The organism is Enterobacter sp. 61D5, assembly GCF_034107965.1.
GTDB lineage: Bacteria > Pseudomonadota > Gammaproteobacteria > Enterobacterales > Enterobacteriaceae > Enterobacter > Enterobacter cloacae_M.
Genome location: NZ_JAWNFK010000020.1, coordinates 132,181 through 150,028 on the forward strand (window position 1 = coordinate 132,181; position 17,848 = coordinate 150,028).

The window sequence follows — 17,848 nt, forward strand, 5'->3', positions numbered from 1 at the left end:
AAAGGTTGTTATGCTTGAAATAGGGCACTGTGAACCCCATAAGTACGTAATCATGATGAATGAGACTGGCTGATAATCCGTCCGTAAGGTTACAATCAGTACAGCAGGTGTTTTCAATTTTGATCCAGGAGACGGAAATGTCATACAGTGGCGAACGAGATAACTTTGCACCCCATATGGCTCTGGTGCCAATGGTTATTGAACAGACCTCACGTGGTGAGCGTTCTTTTGATATCTATTCCCGTCTGCTCAAGGAACGCGTTATCTTTCTGACCGGCCAGGTGGAAGACCACATGGCTAACCTGATCGTGGCGCAGATGCTGTTTCTGGAAGCGGAAAACCCGGAAAAAGACATTTACCTGTACATTAACTCCCCGGGTGGCGTGATTACAGCAGGTATGTCCATTTATGACACCATGCAATTCATCAAGCCTGATGTAAGCACTATCTGTATGGGTCAGGCTGCATCTATGGGCGCGTTCCTGTTAACAGCAGGGGCGAAAGGCAAGCGTTTCTGCTTGCCAAATTCCCGCGTGATGATTCACCAGCCGCTGGGCGGTTACCAGGGGCAGGCGACGGATATCGAAATCCACGCCCGTGAAATTCTGAAAGTAAAAGCGCGCATGAATGAACTTATGGCGCAGCATACGGGTCAACCACTCGAGCAGATCGAGCGCGATACCGAGCGCGATCGCTTCCTCTCTGCTCCAGAGGCAGTTGAGTACGGCTTAGTCGACTCCGTGTTGACCCATCGTAATTGATGCCCGCGACGCGAGTGTGCCGCTATACTAAGGTAGGGCGGCACGCTGCTGATTGCAGCTTGCGTCTTAGAATGGCATTTGCGTCGTCATGTGCGGCACAAAGAACTTAAAAAGAGGTTTGGACTCATGACAGATAAACGCAAAGATGGTTCGGGCAAACTGCTGTACTGCTCTTTTTGCGGCAAAAGCCAGCATGAAGTGCGTAAACTGATTGCCGGGCCGTCCGTGTATATCTGCGACGAATGTGTCGATTTATGTAACGACATCATTCGCGAAGAGATTAAAGAAGTCGCACCGCACCGTGAGCGCAGCGCGCTGCCAACGCCGCATGAAATTCGTCATCACCTTGACGACTACGTCATCGGACAGGAGCAGGCCAAGAAAGTGCTGGCAGTAGCGGTCTATAACCACTACAAACGTCTGCGTAACGGCGACACCAGCAATGGCGTAGAACTGGGTAAAAGTAACATTCTGCTGATCGGCCCAACCGGTTCCGGTAAAACGCTGCTGGCTGAGACCTTGGCGCGCCTGCTTGATGTTCCGTTCACGATGGCGGATGCCACCACCCTGACCGAGGCCGGTTATGTGGGTGAGGACGTCGAAAACATCATCCAGAAACTGCTGCAGAAGTGCGATTACGACGTACAGAAAGCCCAGCGCGGGATTGTTTACATCGATGAGATCGACAAGATCTCCCGTAAATCTGACAACCCGTCCATTACCCGTGACGTATCGGGTGAAGGCGTACAGCAGGCACTGCTGAAGCTAATCGAAGGTACGGTTGCCGCCGTTCCGCCGCAGGGTGGTCGTAAACATCCGCAGCAGGAGTTCCTGCAGGTTGATACCTCCAAGATCCTGTTCATCTGTGGTGGCGCGTTTGCTGGTCTGGACAAAGTCATCTCCCACCGTGTTGAAACCGGCTCCGGCATTGGTTTTGGCGCAACGGTGAAATCGACGTCCGAAAAACCAAACGAAGGCGAACTGCTGTCTCAGGTTGAACCGGAAGATCTGATCAAATTCGGTCTGATCCCTGAATTCATCGGCCGTCTGCCGGTTGTGGCAACGCTGAATGAGCTGAGCGAAGACGCGCTGATCCAGATCCTGAAAGAGCCGAAAAATGCGCTGACCAAGCAGTATCAGGCGCTGTTCAATCTGGAAGGCGTTGATCTGGAATTCCGCGACGAAGCGCTGGATGCTATTGCCAAGAAAGCGATGGTCCGTAAAACCGGTGCGCGTGGTCTGCGTTCAATTGTTGAAGCGGCACTGCTCGACACCATGTACGATCTGCCGTCGATGGAAGACGTTGAGAAAGTGGTGATTGACGAGTCCGTGATTAGCGGCCAAACCAAGCCGCTGCTGATTTACGGCAAACCGGAAGCACAGCAGGCATCTGGCGAATAATTAACCAAATCATACAAGCAGTTAATCAAAAAGGGGGGATTTTATCTCCCCTTTACTTTTTCCGTATTCATAGCGTTGAATGTGTGGGAAACATCCCCATATACTGGATACATGTTAATGGTTATGTGAAGCACAGTGACATGACCAGCTTACCTGGCGGACACTAACTAAGAGAGAGCTCTATGAATCCTGAGCGTTCTGAACGCATTGAAATCCCCGTATTGCCGTTGCGCGATGTGGTGGTTTATCCGCACATGGTCATACCCTTATTTGTAGGGCGGGAAAAATCTATCCGTTGCCTCGAAGCCGCCATGGATCATGATAAAAAAATCATGCTGGTGGCGCAGAAAGAAGCATCAACGGATGAGCCGGGTGTAAACGATCTTTTCACCGTCGGGACCGTGGCCTCTATTTTGCAGATGCTGAAGCTGCCTGACGGCACCGTGAAGGTGCTGGTAGAAGGCCTGCAGCGTGCGCGTATTACCACTCTGTCAGATGACGGCGAGCACTTCTCTGCAAAGGCAGAGTACCTTGATTCGCCTGAGCTTGATGAACGTGAACAGGAAGTGCTGGTTCGCACCGCGATTAGCCAGTTTGAAGGCTATATCAAGCTGAACAAGAAAATTCCACCAGAAGTGCTGACGTCGCTGAACAGCATCGACGATCCTGCGCGTCTGGCTGACACCATCGCTGCACACATGCCGCTGAAGCTGGCTGACAAACAGTCCGTGCTGGAAATGTCCGACGTCAACGAACGTCTGGAATACCTGATGGCGATGATGGAGTCTGAAATCGATCTGCTGCAGGTTGAGAAGCGCATTCGCAACCGCGTGAAAAAGCAGATGGAGAAATCTCAGCGCGAGTACTATCTGAATGAGCAAATGAAGGCCATTCAGAAAGAACTGGGCGAGATGGACGACGCGCCGGACGAAAACGAAGCGCTGAAGCGTAAGATCGACGCGGCGAAGATGCCGAAAGAGGCGAAAGAGAAGGCTGAAGCAGAACTGCAGAAGCTGAAAATGATGTCTCCAATGTCGGCTGAAGCGACCGTTGTACGCGGCTACATTGAGTGGATGGTGCAGGTTCCGTGGAACGCCCGCAGCAAGGTCAAAAAAGACCTGCGTCAGGCGCAGGAAATCCTGGATACCGACCACTACGGCCTGGAACGCGTGAAAGACCGCATTCTTGAGTACCTTTCGGTACAAAGCCGTGTAAACAAAATCAAAGGCCCAATTCTGTGCCTCGTTGGACCGCCGGGTGTGGGTAAAACCTCTCTGGGTCAGTCCATCGCCAAAGCGACCGGACGTAAGTATATCCGTATGGCGCTGGGTGGCGTACGTGATGAAGCGGAAATTCGCGGTCACCGCCGTACCTACATCGGTTCTATGCCGGGTAAACTGATCCAGAAGATGGCGAAAGTGGGGGTTAAAAACCCGCTGTTCCTGCTCGATGAGATCGACAAGATGTCGTCGGACATGCGTGGTGACCCTGCGTCTGCGCTGCTGGAAGTGCTTGATCCAGAACAAAACGTGGCATTCAGCGATCACTACCTGGAAGTGGACTACGACCTGAGCGATGTGATGTTCGTGGCGACCTCCAACTCCATGAACATTCCGGCCCCGCTGCTGGACCGTATGGAAGTGATCCGTCTCTCCGGTTATACCGAAGATGAGAAGCTGAACATCGCTAAGCAGCACCTGCTGCCGAAACAGATTGAGCGAAACGCGCTGAAAGCTAACGAGCTGACCGTCGAGGACAGCGCGATTATCGGCATCATTCGCTACTACACCCGTGAAGCGGGCGTGCGTAGCCTTGAGCGTGAAATCTCTAAACTGTGTCGTAAAGCGGTGAAACAGCTGCTGCTGGATAAGAGCCTGAAACACATTGTGATTAACGGCGACAATCTGCATGCGTACCTGGGCGTTCAGCGCTTTGACTATGGTCGCGCGGACAACGAAAACCGCGTTGGCCAGGTGACCGGCCTGGCATGGACGGAAGTGGGCGGCGATCTGCTGACCATCGAAACCGCCTGCGTGCCGGGCAAAGGCAAGCTGACCTACACCGGCTCGCTGGGTGAAGTGATGCAGGAATCCATCCAGGCGGCGCTGACCGTGGTGCGCGCGCGCGCGGAGAAACTGGGTATCAACCCTGATTTCTACGAAAAACGCGACATCCACGTGCACGTTCCTGAAGGGGCGACGCCGAAAGATGGCCCAAGCGCGGGTATTGCCATGTGTACCGCTCTGGTTTCCTGCCTGACAGGTAACCCGGTGCGTGCCGATGTGGCAATGACCGGTGAAATCACGCTGCGTGGTCAGGTTCTGCCGATTGGTGGTTTAAAAGAAAAGCTGCTGGCGGCACACCGCGGTGGGATCAAAACCGTATTGATCCCTTACGAAAATAAACGCGATCTGGAAGAGATTCCGGACAACGTGATTGCCGATCTGCAGATCCATCCTGTGAAGCGAATTGAGGAAGTTCTTAGTCTCGCATTGCAGAATGAACCCTCCGGAATGCAGGTTGTAACCGCAAAATAGTGACCTCGCGCAAAGAGCGTCAATAAAAACAAGGCTGGTAAGTCATTTCGCACTTGCCAGCCTTTTTTTGTATAGCTAATTTAGATTGCTGATTAGGTCAGCCATCAACAACGGGTGTTGTAAGGTCATGGCAGGCCTGATATAACTGCTGCGCGGTCGCGTTGTGAAGGATTCAGGCGCGATATAAATTATAAAGAGAGGAAGAGAACAGTGAATAAATCTCAACTGATTGACAAAATTGCTGCTGGTGCTGATATTTCTAAAGCTGCAGCTGGACGTGCGTTAGATGCCTTAATTGCTTCTGTTACTGAATCTCTGCAGGCTGGGGACGACGTTGCACTGGTAGGTTTCGGTACTTTTGCTGTTAAAGAGCGTGCTGCCCGTACTGGCCGCAACCCTCAGACCGGTAAAGAGATCACCATTGCTGCTGCTAAAGTGCCGGGTTTCCGTGCAGGTAAAGCGCTGAAAGACGCAGTAAACTGATTGCTTTCCCGTTTCAGGGAAGCCGGAAAGTACAAGGGCGCATCATTTGATGTGCCTTTTTTGTTTGTCCAGACCTGATTTGTGCGAGTTTATGCGAGTTGTGGGCTGACAATCGCCCCGTTTTCTTGTCACAATACGCCTTCACGCGCGACGGGCAGGATTTTCCGTCAGCGTCAGGTAACCAGTCACCTACAGCGGAGTGTTGTTACACCATGATGGACAGCTTACGCACGGCTGCTAACAGTCTCGTGCTCAAGATTATTTTCGGTATCATTATCGTGTCGTTCATATTGACCGGCGTGAGCAGTTACCTTATTGGCGGTGGCGCAAACTACGCCGCAAAAGTGAATGGCCAGGAAATCAGCCGTGGTCAGTTCGAGAATGCTTTTGCCGGTGAACGTAACCGTATGCAGCAACAGCTGGGCGACCAATTCTCTGAACTGGCGGCGAACGAAGGGTACATGAAGACCCTGCGCCAACAGACACTGAACCGTCTTATCGACGAAGCGCTGCTTGATCAGTATGCCAAAAAACTGGGCCTTGGCATCAGCGATGAGCAGGTGAAAAAAGCCATCTTCTCCACGCAAGCCTTCCAGTCTAACGGTAAATTCGACAACGCGCGTTACAACAGCATCGTCAATCAGATGGGGATGACGGCCGACCAGTACGCTCAGGCGCTGCGTAACCAGCTGACCACCCAGCAGCTCATCAATGCCGTCGTGGGCACCGATTTCATGCTCAAAGGTGAAACGGACGAACTGGCCGCGCTGGTGGCGCAGCAGCGTGTTGTACGCGAAGCGACCATTGATGTGAACGCCCTGGCGGCGAAACAGCAGGTAAGCGATGCTGACGTTAACGCTTACTACGAGCAGAACAAGAATTCCTTTGTTTCTCCAGAGCAGTTCCGCGTGAGCTACATCAAGCTGGATGCCGCCGCGCTGCAGGAAACCGCGTCTGATGCTGAAATCCAGTCTTACTACGATCAGCATCAGGATCAGTTCACTCAGCCGCAGCGTAACCGCTACAGCGTGATTCAGACGAAAACCGAGGCCGATGCTAAAGCGGCGCTGGATGAGCTGAACAAAGGCGCTGATTTCGCGACTGTTGCTAAAGCGAAATCCACCGACATTATCTCTGCGAAAAACGGCGGTGATATGGGCTGGCTGGAAGATGCGACCACGCCTGACGAGCTGAAAAATGCCGGTCTGAAAGAGAAAGGCCAGCTTTCTGGTGTTATTAAGTCTTCCGTTGGTTTCCTGGTCGTGCGTCTGGACGACATCACCGCGGCGAAAACCAAGCCGCTGGCTGACGTTCACGATGATATCGCGGCGAAAGTGAAACAGGAGAAAGCGCTGGATGCCTATTACGCGCTGCAGCAGAAGGTAAGCGATGCTGCCAGCAACGATAACGAATCTCTGGCAGGTGCAGAGCAGGCTGCAGGCGTGAAGGCGGTTGAGACGGGCTGGTTTGGTCGCGACAACCTGCCGGAAGAGCTGAACTTCAAACCGGTTTCTGATGCTATCTTCAACGGTGGTCTGGTGGGTGAGAACGGCACGCCGGGCAGTAACTCTGACATCATTACCGTCGACGGAGATCGTGCGTTTGTACTGCGCGTCAGCGAACACAAGCCAGAAGCGGTCAAACCGCTGGCGGAAGTGAAGGATCAGGTTATCGCTCAGGTTAAGCACAACAAAGCGGAACAGCAGGCGAAACTGGATGCTGAGAAGATTCTGTCCGATCTGAAAGCGGGTAAAGAAGACTCGCTGAAAGCGGCTGGCCTGAGCTTTGGTGAAGCGAAAACGCTGAGCCGTACCGGCCAGGACCCAATCAGCCAGGCCGCGTTTGGTCTGACTCTGCCTGCCAAGGACAAGCCAAGCTTCGGCACCACCACCGATGCACAGGGTAACGTCGTTCTGCTGGCGCTGGATGAAGTGAAAGCCGGTACCCTGCCAGAAGCGCAGAAGAAAGCGATGGTTCAGGGGATTACCCAGAACAATGCTCAGATTGCCTTCGAAGCCATGATGAGCAACCTGCGTAAAGAAGCCAAAATCAAGCTGGGTGATGTGATGACTCAGCAGCAGTAATTACGTGTCTGCTCGCAGATTTTCGTAACGCTCTGCAAAAAATAAAGGCCGCTTTCGCGGCCTTTTCCATTTCTGCAATCTGCTGTTTGTGCCGGTTTTAACTGGCGGCTATCGTGAAGTGGCTGTCAACAAACAAGGAGATAACAGCATGAAATGTGGAATCAAAGCACTGTTAATTACGCTGGCTATTGCCACCACCGGGATGAGTGCGGGTGCGATGGCGTCGGCCCCCGCGGCCAAAACACAAACTACCCAGAACAGGTCCGACGCGGCAGCGCCGGTGCAAGGGCAAACCAAAGCGACAGACGCCGGTAAAAATGCGGATGATGACGGCACGCGGGTCAGTATCAATACGGCCTCAGCAGAAGATCTCGCCCGTGCGATGAATGGCGTGGGCCTGAAAAAAGCGCAGGCCATCGTTAGTTACCGCGAAGAGTATGGCCCTTTCAAAACGGTCGACGATCTCAAGCAGGTGCCGGGCATGGGCAGCGCGCTGGTTGAGCGCAACCTCTCACACCTGACGTTGTAATTACGCAATTTCTTGCACTGCGGCAAAATTTTGCCAGGATAAAGAGGTCATACCAGTTATGACCTCTCTTCCTACAATAACAGTAAAGGCTATTGCGCTATGCAGACAAAAATCAAAGTACGCGGTTTTCATCTCGACGTTTATCAGCATGTGAACAATGCTCGCTATCTTGAGTTTCTTGAAGAAGCGCGCTGGGACGGGCTGGAAAATAGCGAAAGCTTTCAGTGGCTGACCGCGCACAACATCGCGTTCGTGGTCGTCAATATCAACATCAACTACCGCCGTCCGGCCGTGCTGGGTGATGTGCTCACGGTCACCAGCCAGGTGCAGCAGATCAATGGCAAAAGCGGGGTCTTAAGCCAGGTGGTGACGCTCGATCCAGAAGGGCAGGTGGTCGCAGATGCGTTGATCACGTTCGTCTGTATCGATCTGAAAACGCAGAAAGCGCTACCGCTGGAAGGGGAGTTGCGGGAGAAGCTGGAGTTGATGATCGCTTAGAAAGTTTGTCTTTTATAAAAGACAAAAGGGTTTTTCAGGGATAGAATAGTGGACAGGGACTATGTCGTTGAACGCTACCGGACCCGTGACGGGAAAGTACCGTTTGAGGAGTGGGTAACGAAGATGAAGCGAAAGGATCCGGAGTTAGCGTTTCGGATCCTTCTACGAATTGACCGTGCTGAGAAAGGGAATTTCGGCGATTACCGATATCTCAGAGAGGGGGGCTGGGAATTGAAAATTGATTGTGGTCCCGGCTATCGAATCTATTTTTCGGTACAACATCGGAAGATCCTGTTGTTGCTGATCGGCGGTGACAAAAAGAGTCAAAAAACTGATGTGAAACTGGCAATAGATTACTGGAAAGATCATCAAAAGGATAAACCGGATGAGCATGATCCAACGAAAATTTTCTAGTTCCATCAGCCATGATGACGCCGTCGTAAAAATGCTTCGTGAAGACCCTTCCTGTGCTCAGCTATATCTGCAGGTTGCGTTGGATGAGATATACGAAGAGCAGGGGATCCCTGCATATTTAATCGCATTAAGACGTGTCATCGAATCCCGCGGCGGCATAGGTGAAATCGCTGCCAAAGCAGGTCTGTCCCGTCAACAGCTATACCGAACCCTATCAGACAACGGCAACCCAACGCTGACAACGCTGATGAAAGTCACACGTGCTGCCGGTGTGAAACTGTTCGACAGCACGGTCAAGTAGCCCTATTTAAGTCCGGTTTTTTTCTGCATCGCGGCCATCACGCCGGATTTATCGGTAAGATAGTGGTTCAGCCCGTTAGCGCGCAGATTACAGGCCGCACACTGGCCGCAACCGTCGCCTTTGATACCGTTATAGCAGGTGAGCGTTTCGCTGCGAACAAGGTCCAGCTTGCCCCAGTAGTCCGCCAGCGCCCAGGTTTCGGCTTTATCCAGCCACATGAGCGGAGTTTCAAAGCGCGTCTCTTTCGCCATCCCCAGATTAACGGCGTGGTTTAACGCCTTCACGAACTCATCGCGACAGTCCGGGTAGCCGGAGAAGTCGGTCTCGCACACGCCCGTGATCACCGCTTCGGCTTTTACCTGATAGGCGTAGATCGCCGTCAGGGTCAGGAAGAGGATATTACGGCCCGGCACGAAGGTATTCGGAATGCCGCTGGCATCGGGTTCATAGTCTGGCACAGGAATACTGTCGCGAGTGAGGCTGCTCACGGCCAGTTCATTTAACAGCGTAACGTCCAGCACCTTGTGCGCGCGTGCCCCCAGTTTCAGGGCTAGTTCACGAGCAACGTCGATTTCAGCGCGATGACGCTGACCATAATCGAAAGTGACACAGTGAACTTCATCGTACTGATGAAGGGCCTGGACCAGGCAGGTAGTAGAGTCTTGTCCTCCGCTGAACACGACGACGGCACGTTTCATAAATCATCTCGACTGTTACGGTAAAAACGTTATGTTACCGTCTGACCACGACGGCGACCAGCTTCTTCACGATTTGGGCGCGGGCAGCCAGGCTTCGGTAAAGTCAAACCAGCCGCGGGTGTTGAGGCGTATACCATTCACGCCAGGCGGAGCACTGATTTGGTATTGATAATTAAAGAGTGGCGTCAGCACCGCACTCTCCATTAGCCGGTTAAAGATGGCTTGCAGTCCCGCGTGTCTATCCCGAGCCTGGGCCTGAGTCTGTACCGCATCCAGCGTGGCTTGCAGATGAGCGTAAGCCGGAGCGCTAAGAACGTGCGGCCAGAGGGCATCGCAGCGCAGCCACTGTTCAAGCGTATATTCCGGCGCTTCGCCAATCAGCCTGTCCCCCATCATAATGTCTGCATCGGCAAGCTCCAGGCATCCGTCCCACGTCTTGGCGTCGTGAAAGATCACGGTCAGTTCACACCCCAGTAGCGCCAGGTATGCCTTCAACTGGCTGGCCATGGTGTGAAGCTCAACAGGGAGATGGTAAACCAGCGTCAACGCCTCAGGGAGGGTTACGTCCGATAAATCAGGCCATTCGGGGATTGTCCAGTCGGGAAGCAGTTCCTGGGTGGGCGTGATGAGCCCTTCGTTTAGCGGAAGTGTGTGAAGAAGCCTGGAGAGATGAATGATATTGATAAGCCGTTTTGCCTGAATCTCACTCAGGCGTGCGCTCTGTTTTAGCGTGAGGTAGCAGAACCCCAGGCTGGTGCTGCTGCTTACCAGCCGCAAACTTTCCAGCTCGTCGGCCTCGCCGATCGCGATTTGCACCGGGTGGCGACAGCTGGTGCCCAGGCTGTAATCAAAAAGCTGCGGAGTGATCCAGTATTCGATGGCTTTGAGCAGCGGATGGCTCAGGTGATACTGCTCATGGCTTTCCAGACGAACCAGGTCGGGCTCAAAGGCGGCCAGCCGAAAGGGGCCACTGCCAACCGCAGGATGGTCGGGATGCGCCAGACGGCTACAGTAGGTTGCCAGCCTGTGCGGCAGCCAGTAGTCCGGTTGATGCAGCGTAAACGTCAGACACTGAGGATGCGTTGTTTCAATAGATAAGACGCTCTGAAACAGAGTGCGCAGAGCAGGAAGCGTCAACAGCGCTGTCAGACTTCGCTGGAGTTGCGCCGTTTCTATTTTATCGCCGTTATGCCAGTGCAGGGTGGAGCGAATGTAGAAATGCCAGCGCAGGCTGTCAGCAGAGACATCCCAGTGATGCGCCAGATCGCCCGTAGGTTCGCTGCTGTTACCGTTAAAACGCGTCAGGCCTGAGAACACCTCTCCCGCCAGATGCTGCTCTGCCCGGCCCGGTAAAAACCCCGGCTGAAGTGGCTCCAGCGAGCGATAGTAGGGGATGCGCAGCGTCGGCGTGTCGTTTTGCCACTGCCCGCCCAAAAAAGGATGCAGTAATGACCGCAGCGCTTCAGGGGCAAGCTGGGCCAGTTCCAGCGCGTTATGCTGCTGCCCGCTTTTCAGCGCCTCTTCCATCATCGCATTGCGCAGTGACTCCGGGGCGACATGGAACGTTAGCTCACCGCGCTTACCGCGGCCAGACTGCGCTCGCCAGCTGAGCCAGCCCGCCTCCTGAGCCTGGCGCAGTAAGGTGCGGACATGCCGCTCGCTACAAAAACAGCGGGCGGCCAGCTCGCTGATGGTGACCTGTTGCGTTGCACCCTGAGAAGGCTGCCAGAGGCGGTGATACTGGTTGAGTCGATTGAGCTGGCGCATAAAAAACCCGGAACAATAATTTTCATCTATTCACTATTACTTCCGTATATCTCACACGATACTGTTGCACAAGTTAACCGCATCACATTTCGGGAGTAATCATGGCTCGGCTCGCTGCATTTGATATGGACGGTACGCTGTTAATGCCGGATCACCGTTTAGGGGAAAAAACCCTGAACACGCTGAAGCGCCTGCGCGAGCGTGATGTCACCCTGACGTTTGCCACCGGGCGTCATGTGCTGGAGATGCGCCATTTGCTGGGGGCGTTCTCCCTCGACGCTTTTCTGATCACCGGCAACGGGACGCGAATTCACTCCGTAGAAGGAGATGTGCTGCACCGGCAGGATCTCAACCCGGAAGTCGCGGATATCGTGCTGCACAGCACCTGGGACACGCAGGCCAGCGTCCACGTCTTTAACGATCGCGGCTGGTTCACCGGAAGCGAAATCCCGGAATTATTGCATGCGCATGTTTACAGCGGTTTCAAATACCAGCTTATCGATCTGCGTCGTATCCCCGCCCATGCGGTAACCAAGATCTGCTTCTGCGGCGATCATGACGATCTGTGCCGCTTACGGATTCAGCTGAATGAGGCGCTGGGCGCCCGGGCGCACCTGACCTTCTCGGCGGTGGATTGTCTGGAAGTGCTGCCGGTGGGCTGTAACAAAGGCTCCGCTCTGGCGGTGCTGAGCGACCACCTTGGCTTAACGCTGCAGGAGTGTATGGCGTTCGGTGACGCCATGAACGACCGCGAAATGCTCGGTAGCGTAGGTCGCGGTCTGATCATGGGGAATGCGATGGCGCAGCTGAAAGCAGAACTCCCCCATCTGCCGGTTATTGGCCACTGCCGCAATGAAGCAGTGTCCCATTTTTTGACGCATTGGCTGGACAACAACAATCTCCCGTATTCCCCCGAATAGTGAGACCCTTCCAGCAAGCCAGACTTCGGTCTGGCTTTTTTTATTTCACCAGGTCTGCAATCTGCGCTTTCCACGGGGCGATATCGCCGATGTTGGCCTGCACCCACTCCGCGTTGTAGTAGGTATCGAGATAACGCTCGCCGCTGTCGCACAGCAGCGTGACGATGGAACCGGTGCGGCCCTCTTCGCGCATACGGGCGGCAAGCCGCAGTGCGCCCCACATATTTGTGCCCGTCGATGCGCCCACCTTGCGGCCCAGCTGCGTTTCCAGCCAGTGCGCCGTTGCCACGCTTGCGGCATCAGGCACGCGCATCATCTCATCCACGACGTCGGGGATGAAAGAGGGCTCCACGCGCGGGCGGCCAATACCTTCAATTTTACTGCCCACCGGGCTGCGCAGTTCCGCATCGCGGTTTTGCCAGTAGTCGAGGAACACGGAGTTCTGCGGGTCAACCACCATCAGTTGGGTATCGTAGCCCTGACAGCGGATATAGCGTCCAATAGTGGCTGACGTGCCGCCGGTACCGGCGCTCATGACGATATAGGACGGAACCGGATGCGGTTCGTGGGTCATCTGGCGGAAAATACTGTCGGCAATGTTGTTATTGCCGCGCCAGTCCGTCGCGCGCTCGGCGAAGGTGAACTGGTCCATATAGTGGCCGTTCAGCTCGCGGGCCAGCATTTCGGAGGCGGCGTAGATTTCGCAGGCGCTTTCCACAAAGTGGCAGCGTCCGCCGTAAAATTCGATCTGTTCGATTTTGCGTTTTGCGGTGCAGGACGGCATCACCGCGATAAACGGCAGGCCCAGCAGGCGGGCAAAATAGGCTTCGGACACGGCCGTTGAGCCGGACGAAGATTCTATGATGGTGGTGCCTTCTTTAATCCAGCCGTTACATAAACCGTATAAAAACAGCGAGCGCGCCAGGCGATGCTTCAGGCTACCGGTGGGATGGGTGCTTTCATCCTTCAGATAGAGCTGAATGCCGTCAAATCCCGGCAGGGAAAGGCGAATCAGGTGCGTATCCGCCGAGCGCTGATAGTCGGCATTAATTTCGCTGATCGCATGTTTAACCCAGGTGCTATTCATCGTCGTTATCCGTTTGTCATTTTGTGCCTAGGATAGCGAAAAGCACAGAAAAAATTGTTGCTATCTGGCCTTTAAAATAGAATTAAGAGAGAAAAATTTTCTCTGTGAGGTGGGTATGCTAGATAAAATTGACCGCAAGCTCCTTTCATTGCTGCAAAATGACTGTACCCTCTCTTTGCAGGCGCTGGCAGATGCCGTTAATCTGACCACCACTCCGTGCTGGAAGCGCCTTAAGAAGCTGGAAGATGACGGCATTCTTCTGGGACGCGTCGCGTTGTTAGATCCCGAAAAGCTGGGGCTTGGGCTGACGGCATTTGTGCTGATAAAAACCCAGCATCACAGCAGCGAGTGGTATTGCCGCTTCGTTACTCAGGTGTCTGAGATGCCCGAGGTGCTCGGTTTCTGGCGTATGGCCGGAGAGTATGATTACCTGATGCGCGTCCAGGTGGCCGACATGAAGCGTTATGATGATTTCTACAAGCGGCTGGTGAACAGCGTCCCGGGTTTGTCGGACGTCACCTCAAGCTTCGCCATGGAACAGATTAAATACACCACAGCATTACCCATTGAATAACTTCGTAAAACACCTTCAGGAACAAACCGCGTGCGATTATTTGCCCAATTAAGCTGGTACTTTCGTCGGGAGTGGCAACGCTACCTCGGTGCAGTCGCCCTGCTTATTATTATTGCCATCCTTCAGCTGATCCCGCCGAAAGTGGTGGGGTACGTCGTGGATGGCGTCACCGAACAGCATTACACCACCGCACGGGTGTTGATGTGGGTCGGCACGCTGGTGCTGACGGCGGTCATTGTTTATCTGCTGCGCTACGTCTGGCGCGTGCTGCTGTTTGGTGCATCCTATCAGCTGGCCGTTGAGCTGCGTGAAGATTTTTACCGCCAGCTGAGCCGACAGCATCCCGAATTTTATCTGCGGCATCGCACCGGGGATCTCATCGCCCGTGCGACGAACGACGTCGATCGCGTGGTCTTTGCCGCCGGGGAAGGGGTGCTGACGCTGGTGGACTCGCTGGTGATGGGCTGTGCGGTGCTGATCGTGATGTCTACGCAGATCAGCTGGCAGCTGACCCTGCTTGCCCTGCTGCCGATGCCGATCATGGCGCTGGCGATCAATCGCTATGGCGAACAGCTGCACGAGCGCTTCAAGCTGGCGCAGGCGGCGTTTTCGTCTCTGAACGATCGCACCCAGGAGAGCATGACCAGCATCCGCATGATCAAAGCGTTTGGCCTGGAAGACCGTCAGTCTGCGCTGTTTGCCGCCGATGCGGCGGACACGGGAGCGAAAAACATGCGCGTTGCGCGTATTGACGCCCGCTTCGACCCAACGATCTATATCGCGATTGGCATGGCGAACCTTTTGGCGATTGGCGGCGGCAGCTGGATGGTGGTGCAAGGCACGTTGACCCTGGGGCAATTAACCAGCTTTGCGATGTATCTGGGGCTCATGATCTGGCCGATGCTGGCGCTGGCCTGGATGTTTAACATCGTGGAGCGCGGGAGCGCCGCCTACAGCCGCATTCGCGCCATGCTGGCCGAAGCGCCGGTGGTCATCGACGGTAGCGAAGCCGTACCGGAAGGGCGCGGCGTCATGACCGTCGACGTCCGGCAGTTTATCTATCCGCATACGGAAAATCCGGTACTGGAGAACGTCAGCTTTACCCTACAGCCGGGTCAGATGCTGGGCATCTGCGGCCCGACGGGATCCGGCAAAAGTACCGTGCTGTCGCTGCTCCAGCGCCACTTTGACGTCACCGAGGGTGATATCCGCTTCCACGATATTCCCCTGACCAGGCTACTGCTGGATGAGTGGCGTGGTCGCCTGGCGGTTGTCAGCCAGACGCCGTTTTTATTTTCGGACACCGTGGCGAACAACATTGCCCTTGGACGTCCGTCGGCGACGCAGGAAGAGATTGAACATGTGGCGCGTCTGGCCAGCGTTCATGATGATATTTTGCGTCTGCCGCAGGGGTACGAAACGGAAGTCGGGGAACGCGGCGTCATGCTGTCCGGCGGGCAAAAGCAGCGTATCTCCATTGCCCGGGCGCTGCTGCTGAATGCGGAAATCCTGATCCTGGATGATGCGCTTTCTGCCGTGGATGGCCGTACCGAGCACGAGATCCTGCATAACCTGCGCCAGTGGGGCGACGGACGCACGGTGATTATCAGCGCCCACCGTTTGTCAGCGCTCACCGAGGCCAGCGAAATTCTGGTCTTACAACACGGACACATTGCCCAGCGCGGGCAGCATGAAACGCTGGCCGAGCAGCCGGGCTGGTATCGCGATATGTACCGCTATCAACAGCTTGAAGCGGCGCTGGACGATGCGCCTGAGCAGGATGAGGAGGCCGCCAATGCGTAAGCTCGGAACGATGTGGCCGACGCTCAAACGTCTGCTGGCCTACGGCTCGCCGTGGCGTAAACCGCTCTCCGTGGCCGTGCTTTTACTCTGGATTGCGGCGATTGCTGAAGTGAGCGGGCCGCTGCTCATCAGCTATTTTATCGACAACATGGTCGCCAAAAGCTACCTTCCGCTGGGGCTGGTGGCGGGCTTAGGCGTGGCCTACGTTGGCCTGCAGCTGGCGGCAGCAGGGCTGCACTATGCTCAGTCGCTGCTGTTTAACCGTGCAGCCGTGGGCGTTGTTCAGCAGCTGCGTACGGATGTGATGGACGCGGCGCTTCGCCAGCCGCTTAGCGAGTTTGATATCCAGCCGGTCGGGCAGGTGATTTCGCGCGTGACCAACGATACCGAGGTGATCCGCGATCTGTACGTTACCGTGGTCGCGACGGTGTTACGCAGCGCGGCGCTGATTGGCGCGATGCTGGTGGCGATGTTCAGCCTCGACTGGCGCATGGCGCTGGTGGCGATCACCATCTTCCCGGCGGTGCTGATTGTCATGGTCATTTACCAGCGCTACAGCACGCCGATTGTGCGTCGGGTGCGCGCGTATCTGGCCGACATTAACGATGGCTTCAACGAAGTGATCAACGGCATGAGCGTCATCCAGCAGTTCCGCCAGCAGGCGCGCTTTGGCGAACGCATGGGTGAAGCCAGCCGTTCGCACTACATGGCGCGTATGCAGACGCTGCGGCTTGATGGTTTCCTGCTGCGTCCGCTGCTGAGCCTTTTCTCGGCGCTGGTGCTTTGCGGGCTGCTGATGCTCTTCGGGCTGAGCTCAAACGGTACGATTGAAGTGGGCGTGCTGTACGCGTTTATCAGCTATCTCGGGCGTCTTAACGAGCCGCTGATAGAGCTCACCACCCAACAATCGATGCTGCAGCAGGCGGTGGTCGCCGGTGAGCGCGTGTTTGAGCTGATGGACAGGCCGCGCCAGGCCTACGGCAATGACGAGCGGCCTCTGCAAAGCGGGACTATCGCCTTTGATAACGTCTCGTTTGCCTATCGCGAAGACCGGCTGGTCTTGCAGGACATCACGCTTGACGTTCCATCACGCGGTTTCGTGGCGCTGGTGGGGCATACCGGCAGCGGTAAGAGCACGCTTGCCAGCCTGTTGATGGGCTATTACCCGGTCACGCACGGCGAAATCCGCCTCGACGGGCGCCCGCTCGCGTCTCTCAGCCACACCGTGTTGCGTAAAGGCGTTGCGATGGTGCAGCAGGATCCGGTCGTGCTGGCCGATACTTTCTACGCGAACGTGACCCTGGGCCGAGACTACTCCCAGGAGCAGGTCTGGGATGTGCTGGAAAAAGTGCAGCTGGCAGAGCTGGCGCGCGGGTTTAGCGATGGGATCAATACCAAACTGGGCGAGCAGGGGAACAATCTCTCCGTCGGGCAAAAGCAGCTCCTGGCGCTGGCGCGGGTGCTGATTGAAACGCCGCAGATTCTGATTCTGGATGAAGCGACGGCCAGTATTGACTCCGGCACCGAGCAGGCCATCCAGCAGGCTCTGGCCGCGGTACGCGACCATACGACGCTGGTGGTGATTGCCCACCGTCTTTCCACTATCGTCGAAGCGGACACCATTCTTGTGCTACATCGCGGACAGGCCGTGGAGCGCGGTACGCACCGTGAGCTGCTGGAAGCAAAAGGGCGCTACTGGCAGATGTACCAGCTGCAGCTGGCGGGCGAGGAGCTGGCGGCCAGCGTGCGCGATGAAGAGTCGCTTAGCGCCTGATGCACCAAAATGAGGCGACGCGCTAACAGTCATTCCTGTTGGTGCAAAACTGAAACGCACCCTGCACCGGCATGGTGCGTTTTTTTTCACCTGTTTGTTTATTACGGCCGCGTAATGCTCTGTGCGCCGCCGTTAACCCTCGTTTTCATTTCTGGCACACCCCTTGCAATACCTTCTGCGTAAGCTGCGGCCATTACCGAATTCTGACTGGAGGGGA

At 55.2% G+C, this 17,848-nt stretch carries 16 protein-coding genes; 13 read left to right on the plus strand and 3 right to left on the minus strand.

Features of this window, described 5'->3' with window-relative positions; all coding sequences use genetic code 11:
• The first annotated feature begins 137 nt into the window (after nucleotides 1-137).
• The 9 genes from clpP (at nucleotide 138) to UTM25_RS18510 (ending at nucleotide 9,008) form a co-directional block, all read left to right on the plus strand.
• A complete protein-coding gene (gene clpP / locus UTM25_RS18470) occupies nucleotides 138-761 on the plus strand; it encodes an ATP-dependent Clp endopeptidase proteolytic subunit ClpP (protein WP_010428105.1) in 624 nt (207 codons plus the stop codon).
• A gap of 126 nt (nucleotides 762-887) precedes the next feature.
• Nucleotides 888-2,162, plus strand: a complete 1,275-nt coding sequence (gene clpX / locus UTM25_RS18475) for an ATP-dependent protease ATP-binding subunit ClpX (RefSeq protein ID WP_023310570.1) — start codon at nucleotides 888-890, stop codon at nucleotides 2,160-2,162.
• A 182-nt stretch (nucleotides 2,163-2,344) separates the two neighbouring features.
• Entirely contained in the window at nucleotides 2,345-4,699 is a 2,355-nt protein-coding gene (gene lon / locus UTM25_RS18480; RefSeq protein ID WP_320715160.1) for an endopeptidase La, read from the plus strand.
• Nucleotides 4,700-4,909: 210 nt separating this feature from the next.
• Nucleotides 4,910-5,182, plus strand: a complete 273-nt coding sequence (gene hupB, locus UTM25_RS18485) for a nucleoid-associated protein HU-beta (RefSeq protein WP_002444653.1) — start codon at nucleotides 4,910-4,912, stop codon at nucleotides 5,180-5,182.
• A 212-nt stretch (nucleotides 5,183-5,394) separates the two neighbouring features.
• Nucleotides 5,395-7,266, plus strand: a complete 1,872-nt coding sequence (gene ppiD, locus UTM25_RS18490) for a peptidylprolyl isomerase (protein ID WP_194399703.1) — start codon at nucleotides 5,395-5,397, stop codon at nucleotides 7,264-7,266.
• A gap of 148 nt (nucleotides 7,267-7,414) precedes the next feature.
• On the plus strand, nucleotides 7,415-7,795 hold the full coding sequence (locus UTM25_RS18495; RefSeq protein WP_194399704.1) for a helix-hairpin-helix domain-containing protein: 381 nt from the start codon (nucleotides 7,415-7,417) through the stop codon (nucleotides 7,793-7,795).
• A gap of 99 nt (nucleotides 7,796-7,894) precedes the next feature.
• On the plus strand, nucleotides 7,895-8,293 hold the full coding sequence (locus UTM25_RS18500; RefSeq protein ID WP_024906822.1) for a YbgC/FadM family acyl-CoA thioesterase: 399 nt from the start codon (nucleotides 7,895-7,897) through the stop codon (nucleotides 8,291-8,293).
• A gap of 48 nt (nucleotides 8,294-8,341) precedes the next feature.
• Complete coding sequence (locus UTM25_RS18505) at nucleotides 8,342-8,707, plus strand: type II toxin-antitoxin system RelE/ParE family toxin (protein WP_194399705.1); 366 nt, start codon at nucleotides 8,342-8,344, stop codon at nucleotides 8,705-8,707.
• On the plus strand, nucleotides 8,679-9,008 hold the full coding sequence (locus UTM25_RS18510; RefSeq protein ID WP_194399706.1) for an addiction module antidote protein: 330 nt from the start codon (nucleotides 8,679-8,681) through the stop codon (nucleotides 9,006-9,008). The genes UTM25_RS18505 and UTM25_RS18510 overlap by 29 nt, the downstream gene beginning before the upstream one ends.
• A gap of 2 nt (nucleotides 9,009-9,010) precedes the next feature.
• Here UTM25_RS18510 and queC read toward each other — a convergent pair whose 3' ends face one another.
• Both queC and UTM25_RS18520 read right to left on the minus strand, forming a co-directional pair.
• The gene (gene queC, locus UTM25_RS18515) at nucleotides 9,011-9,706 is read right to left on the minus strand and encodes a 7-cyano-7-deazaguanine synthase QueC (RefSeq protein WP_126796946.1); all 696 of its coding nucleotides are present in this window, start codon (nucleotides 9,704-9,706) and stop codon (nucleotides 9,011-9,013) included.
• A gap of 66 nt (nucleotides 9,707-9,772) precedes the next feature.
• Nucleotides 9,773-11,473: an SgrR family transcriptional regulator gene (locus UTM25_RS18520; protein WP_194399707.1), complete on the minus strand. Its 1,701-nt coding sequence runs from the start codon at nucleotides 11,471-11,473 to the stop codon at nucleotides 9,773-9,775.
• A gap of 101 nt (nucleotides 11,474-11,574) precedes the next feature.
• Here UTM25_RS18520 and cof point away from each other — a divergent pair, with 101 nt between their 5' ends.
• Entirely contained in the window at nucleotides 11,575-12,393 is an 819-nt protein-coding gene (cof, locus tag UTM25_RS18525) for an HMP-PP phosphatase (protein WP_194399708.1), read from the plus strand.
• A gap of 40 nt (nucleotides 12,394-12,433) precedes the next feature.
• Here cof and UTM25_RS18530 read toward each other — a convergent pair whose 3' ends face one another.
• Entirely contained in the window at nucleotides 12,434-13,480 is a 1,047-nt protein-coding gene (locus tag UTM25_RS18530; RefSeq protein ID WP_194399709.1) for a PLP-dependent cysteine synthase family protein, read from the minus strand.
• Nucleotides 13,481-13,595: 115 nt separating this feature from the next.
• Between UTM25_RS18530 and UTM25_RS18535 the strand changes: the two genes are divergently transcribed.
• From UTM25_RS18535 to UTM25_RS18545, 3 genes are read left to right on the plus strand one after another with little or no spacing between them, the layout of a single operon-like run.
• Complete coding sequence (locus UTM25_RS18535) at nucleotides 13,596-14,054, plus strand: Lrp/AsnC family transcriptional regulator (protein ID WP_023310581.1); 459 nt, start codon at nucleotides 13,596-13,598, stop codon at nucleotides 14,052-14,054.
• Nucleotides 14,055-14,084: 30 nt separating this feature from the next.
• Entirely contained in the window at nucleotides 14,085-15,857 is a 1,773-nt protein-coding gene (locus tag UTM25_RS18540; RefSeq protein WP_194399710.1) for a SmdA family multidrug ABC transporter permease/ATP-binding protein, read from the plus strand.
• The gene (locus UTM25_RS18545) at nucleotides 15,850-17,631 is read left to right on the plus strand and encodes a SmdB family multidrug efflux ABC transporter permease/ATP-binding protein (protein WP_048978934.1); all 1,782 of its coding nucleotides are present in this window, start codon (nucleotides 15,850-15,852) and stop codon (nucleotides 17,629-17,631) included. Before UTM25_RS18540 ends, UTM25_RS18545 begins: the two co-directional genes overlap by 8 nt.
• Nucleotides 17,632-17,848 lie beyond the last annotated feature (217 nt).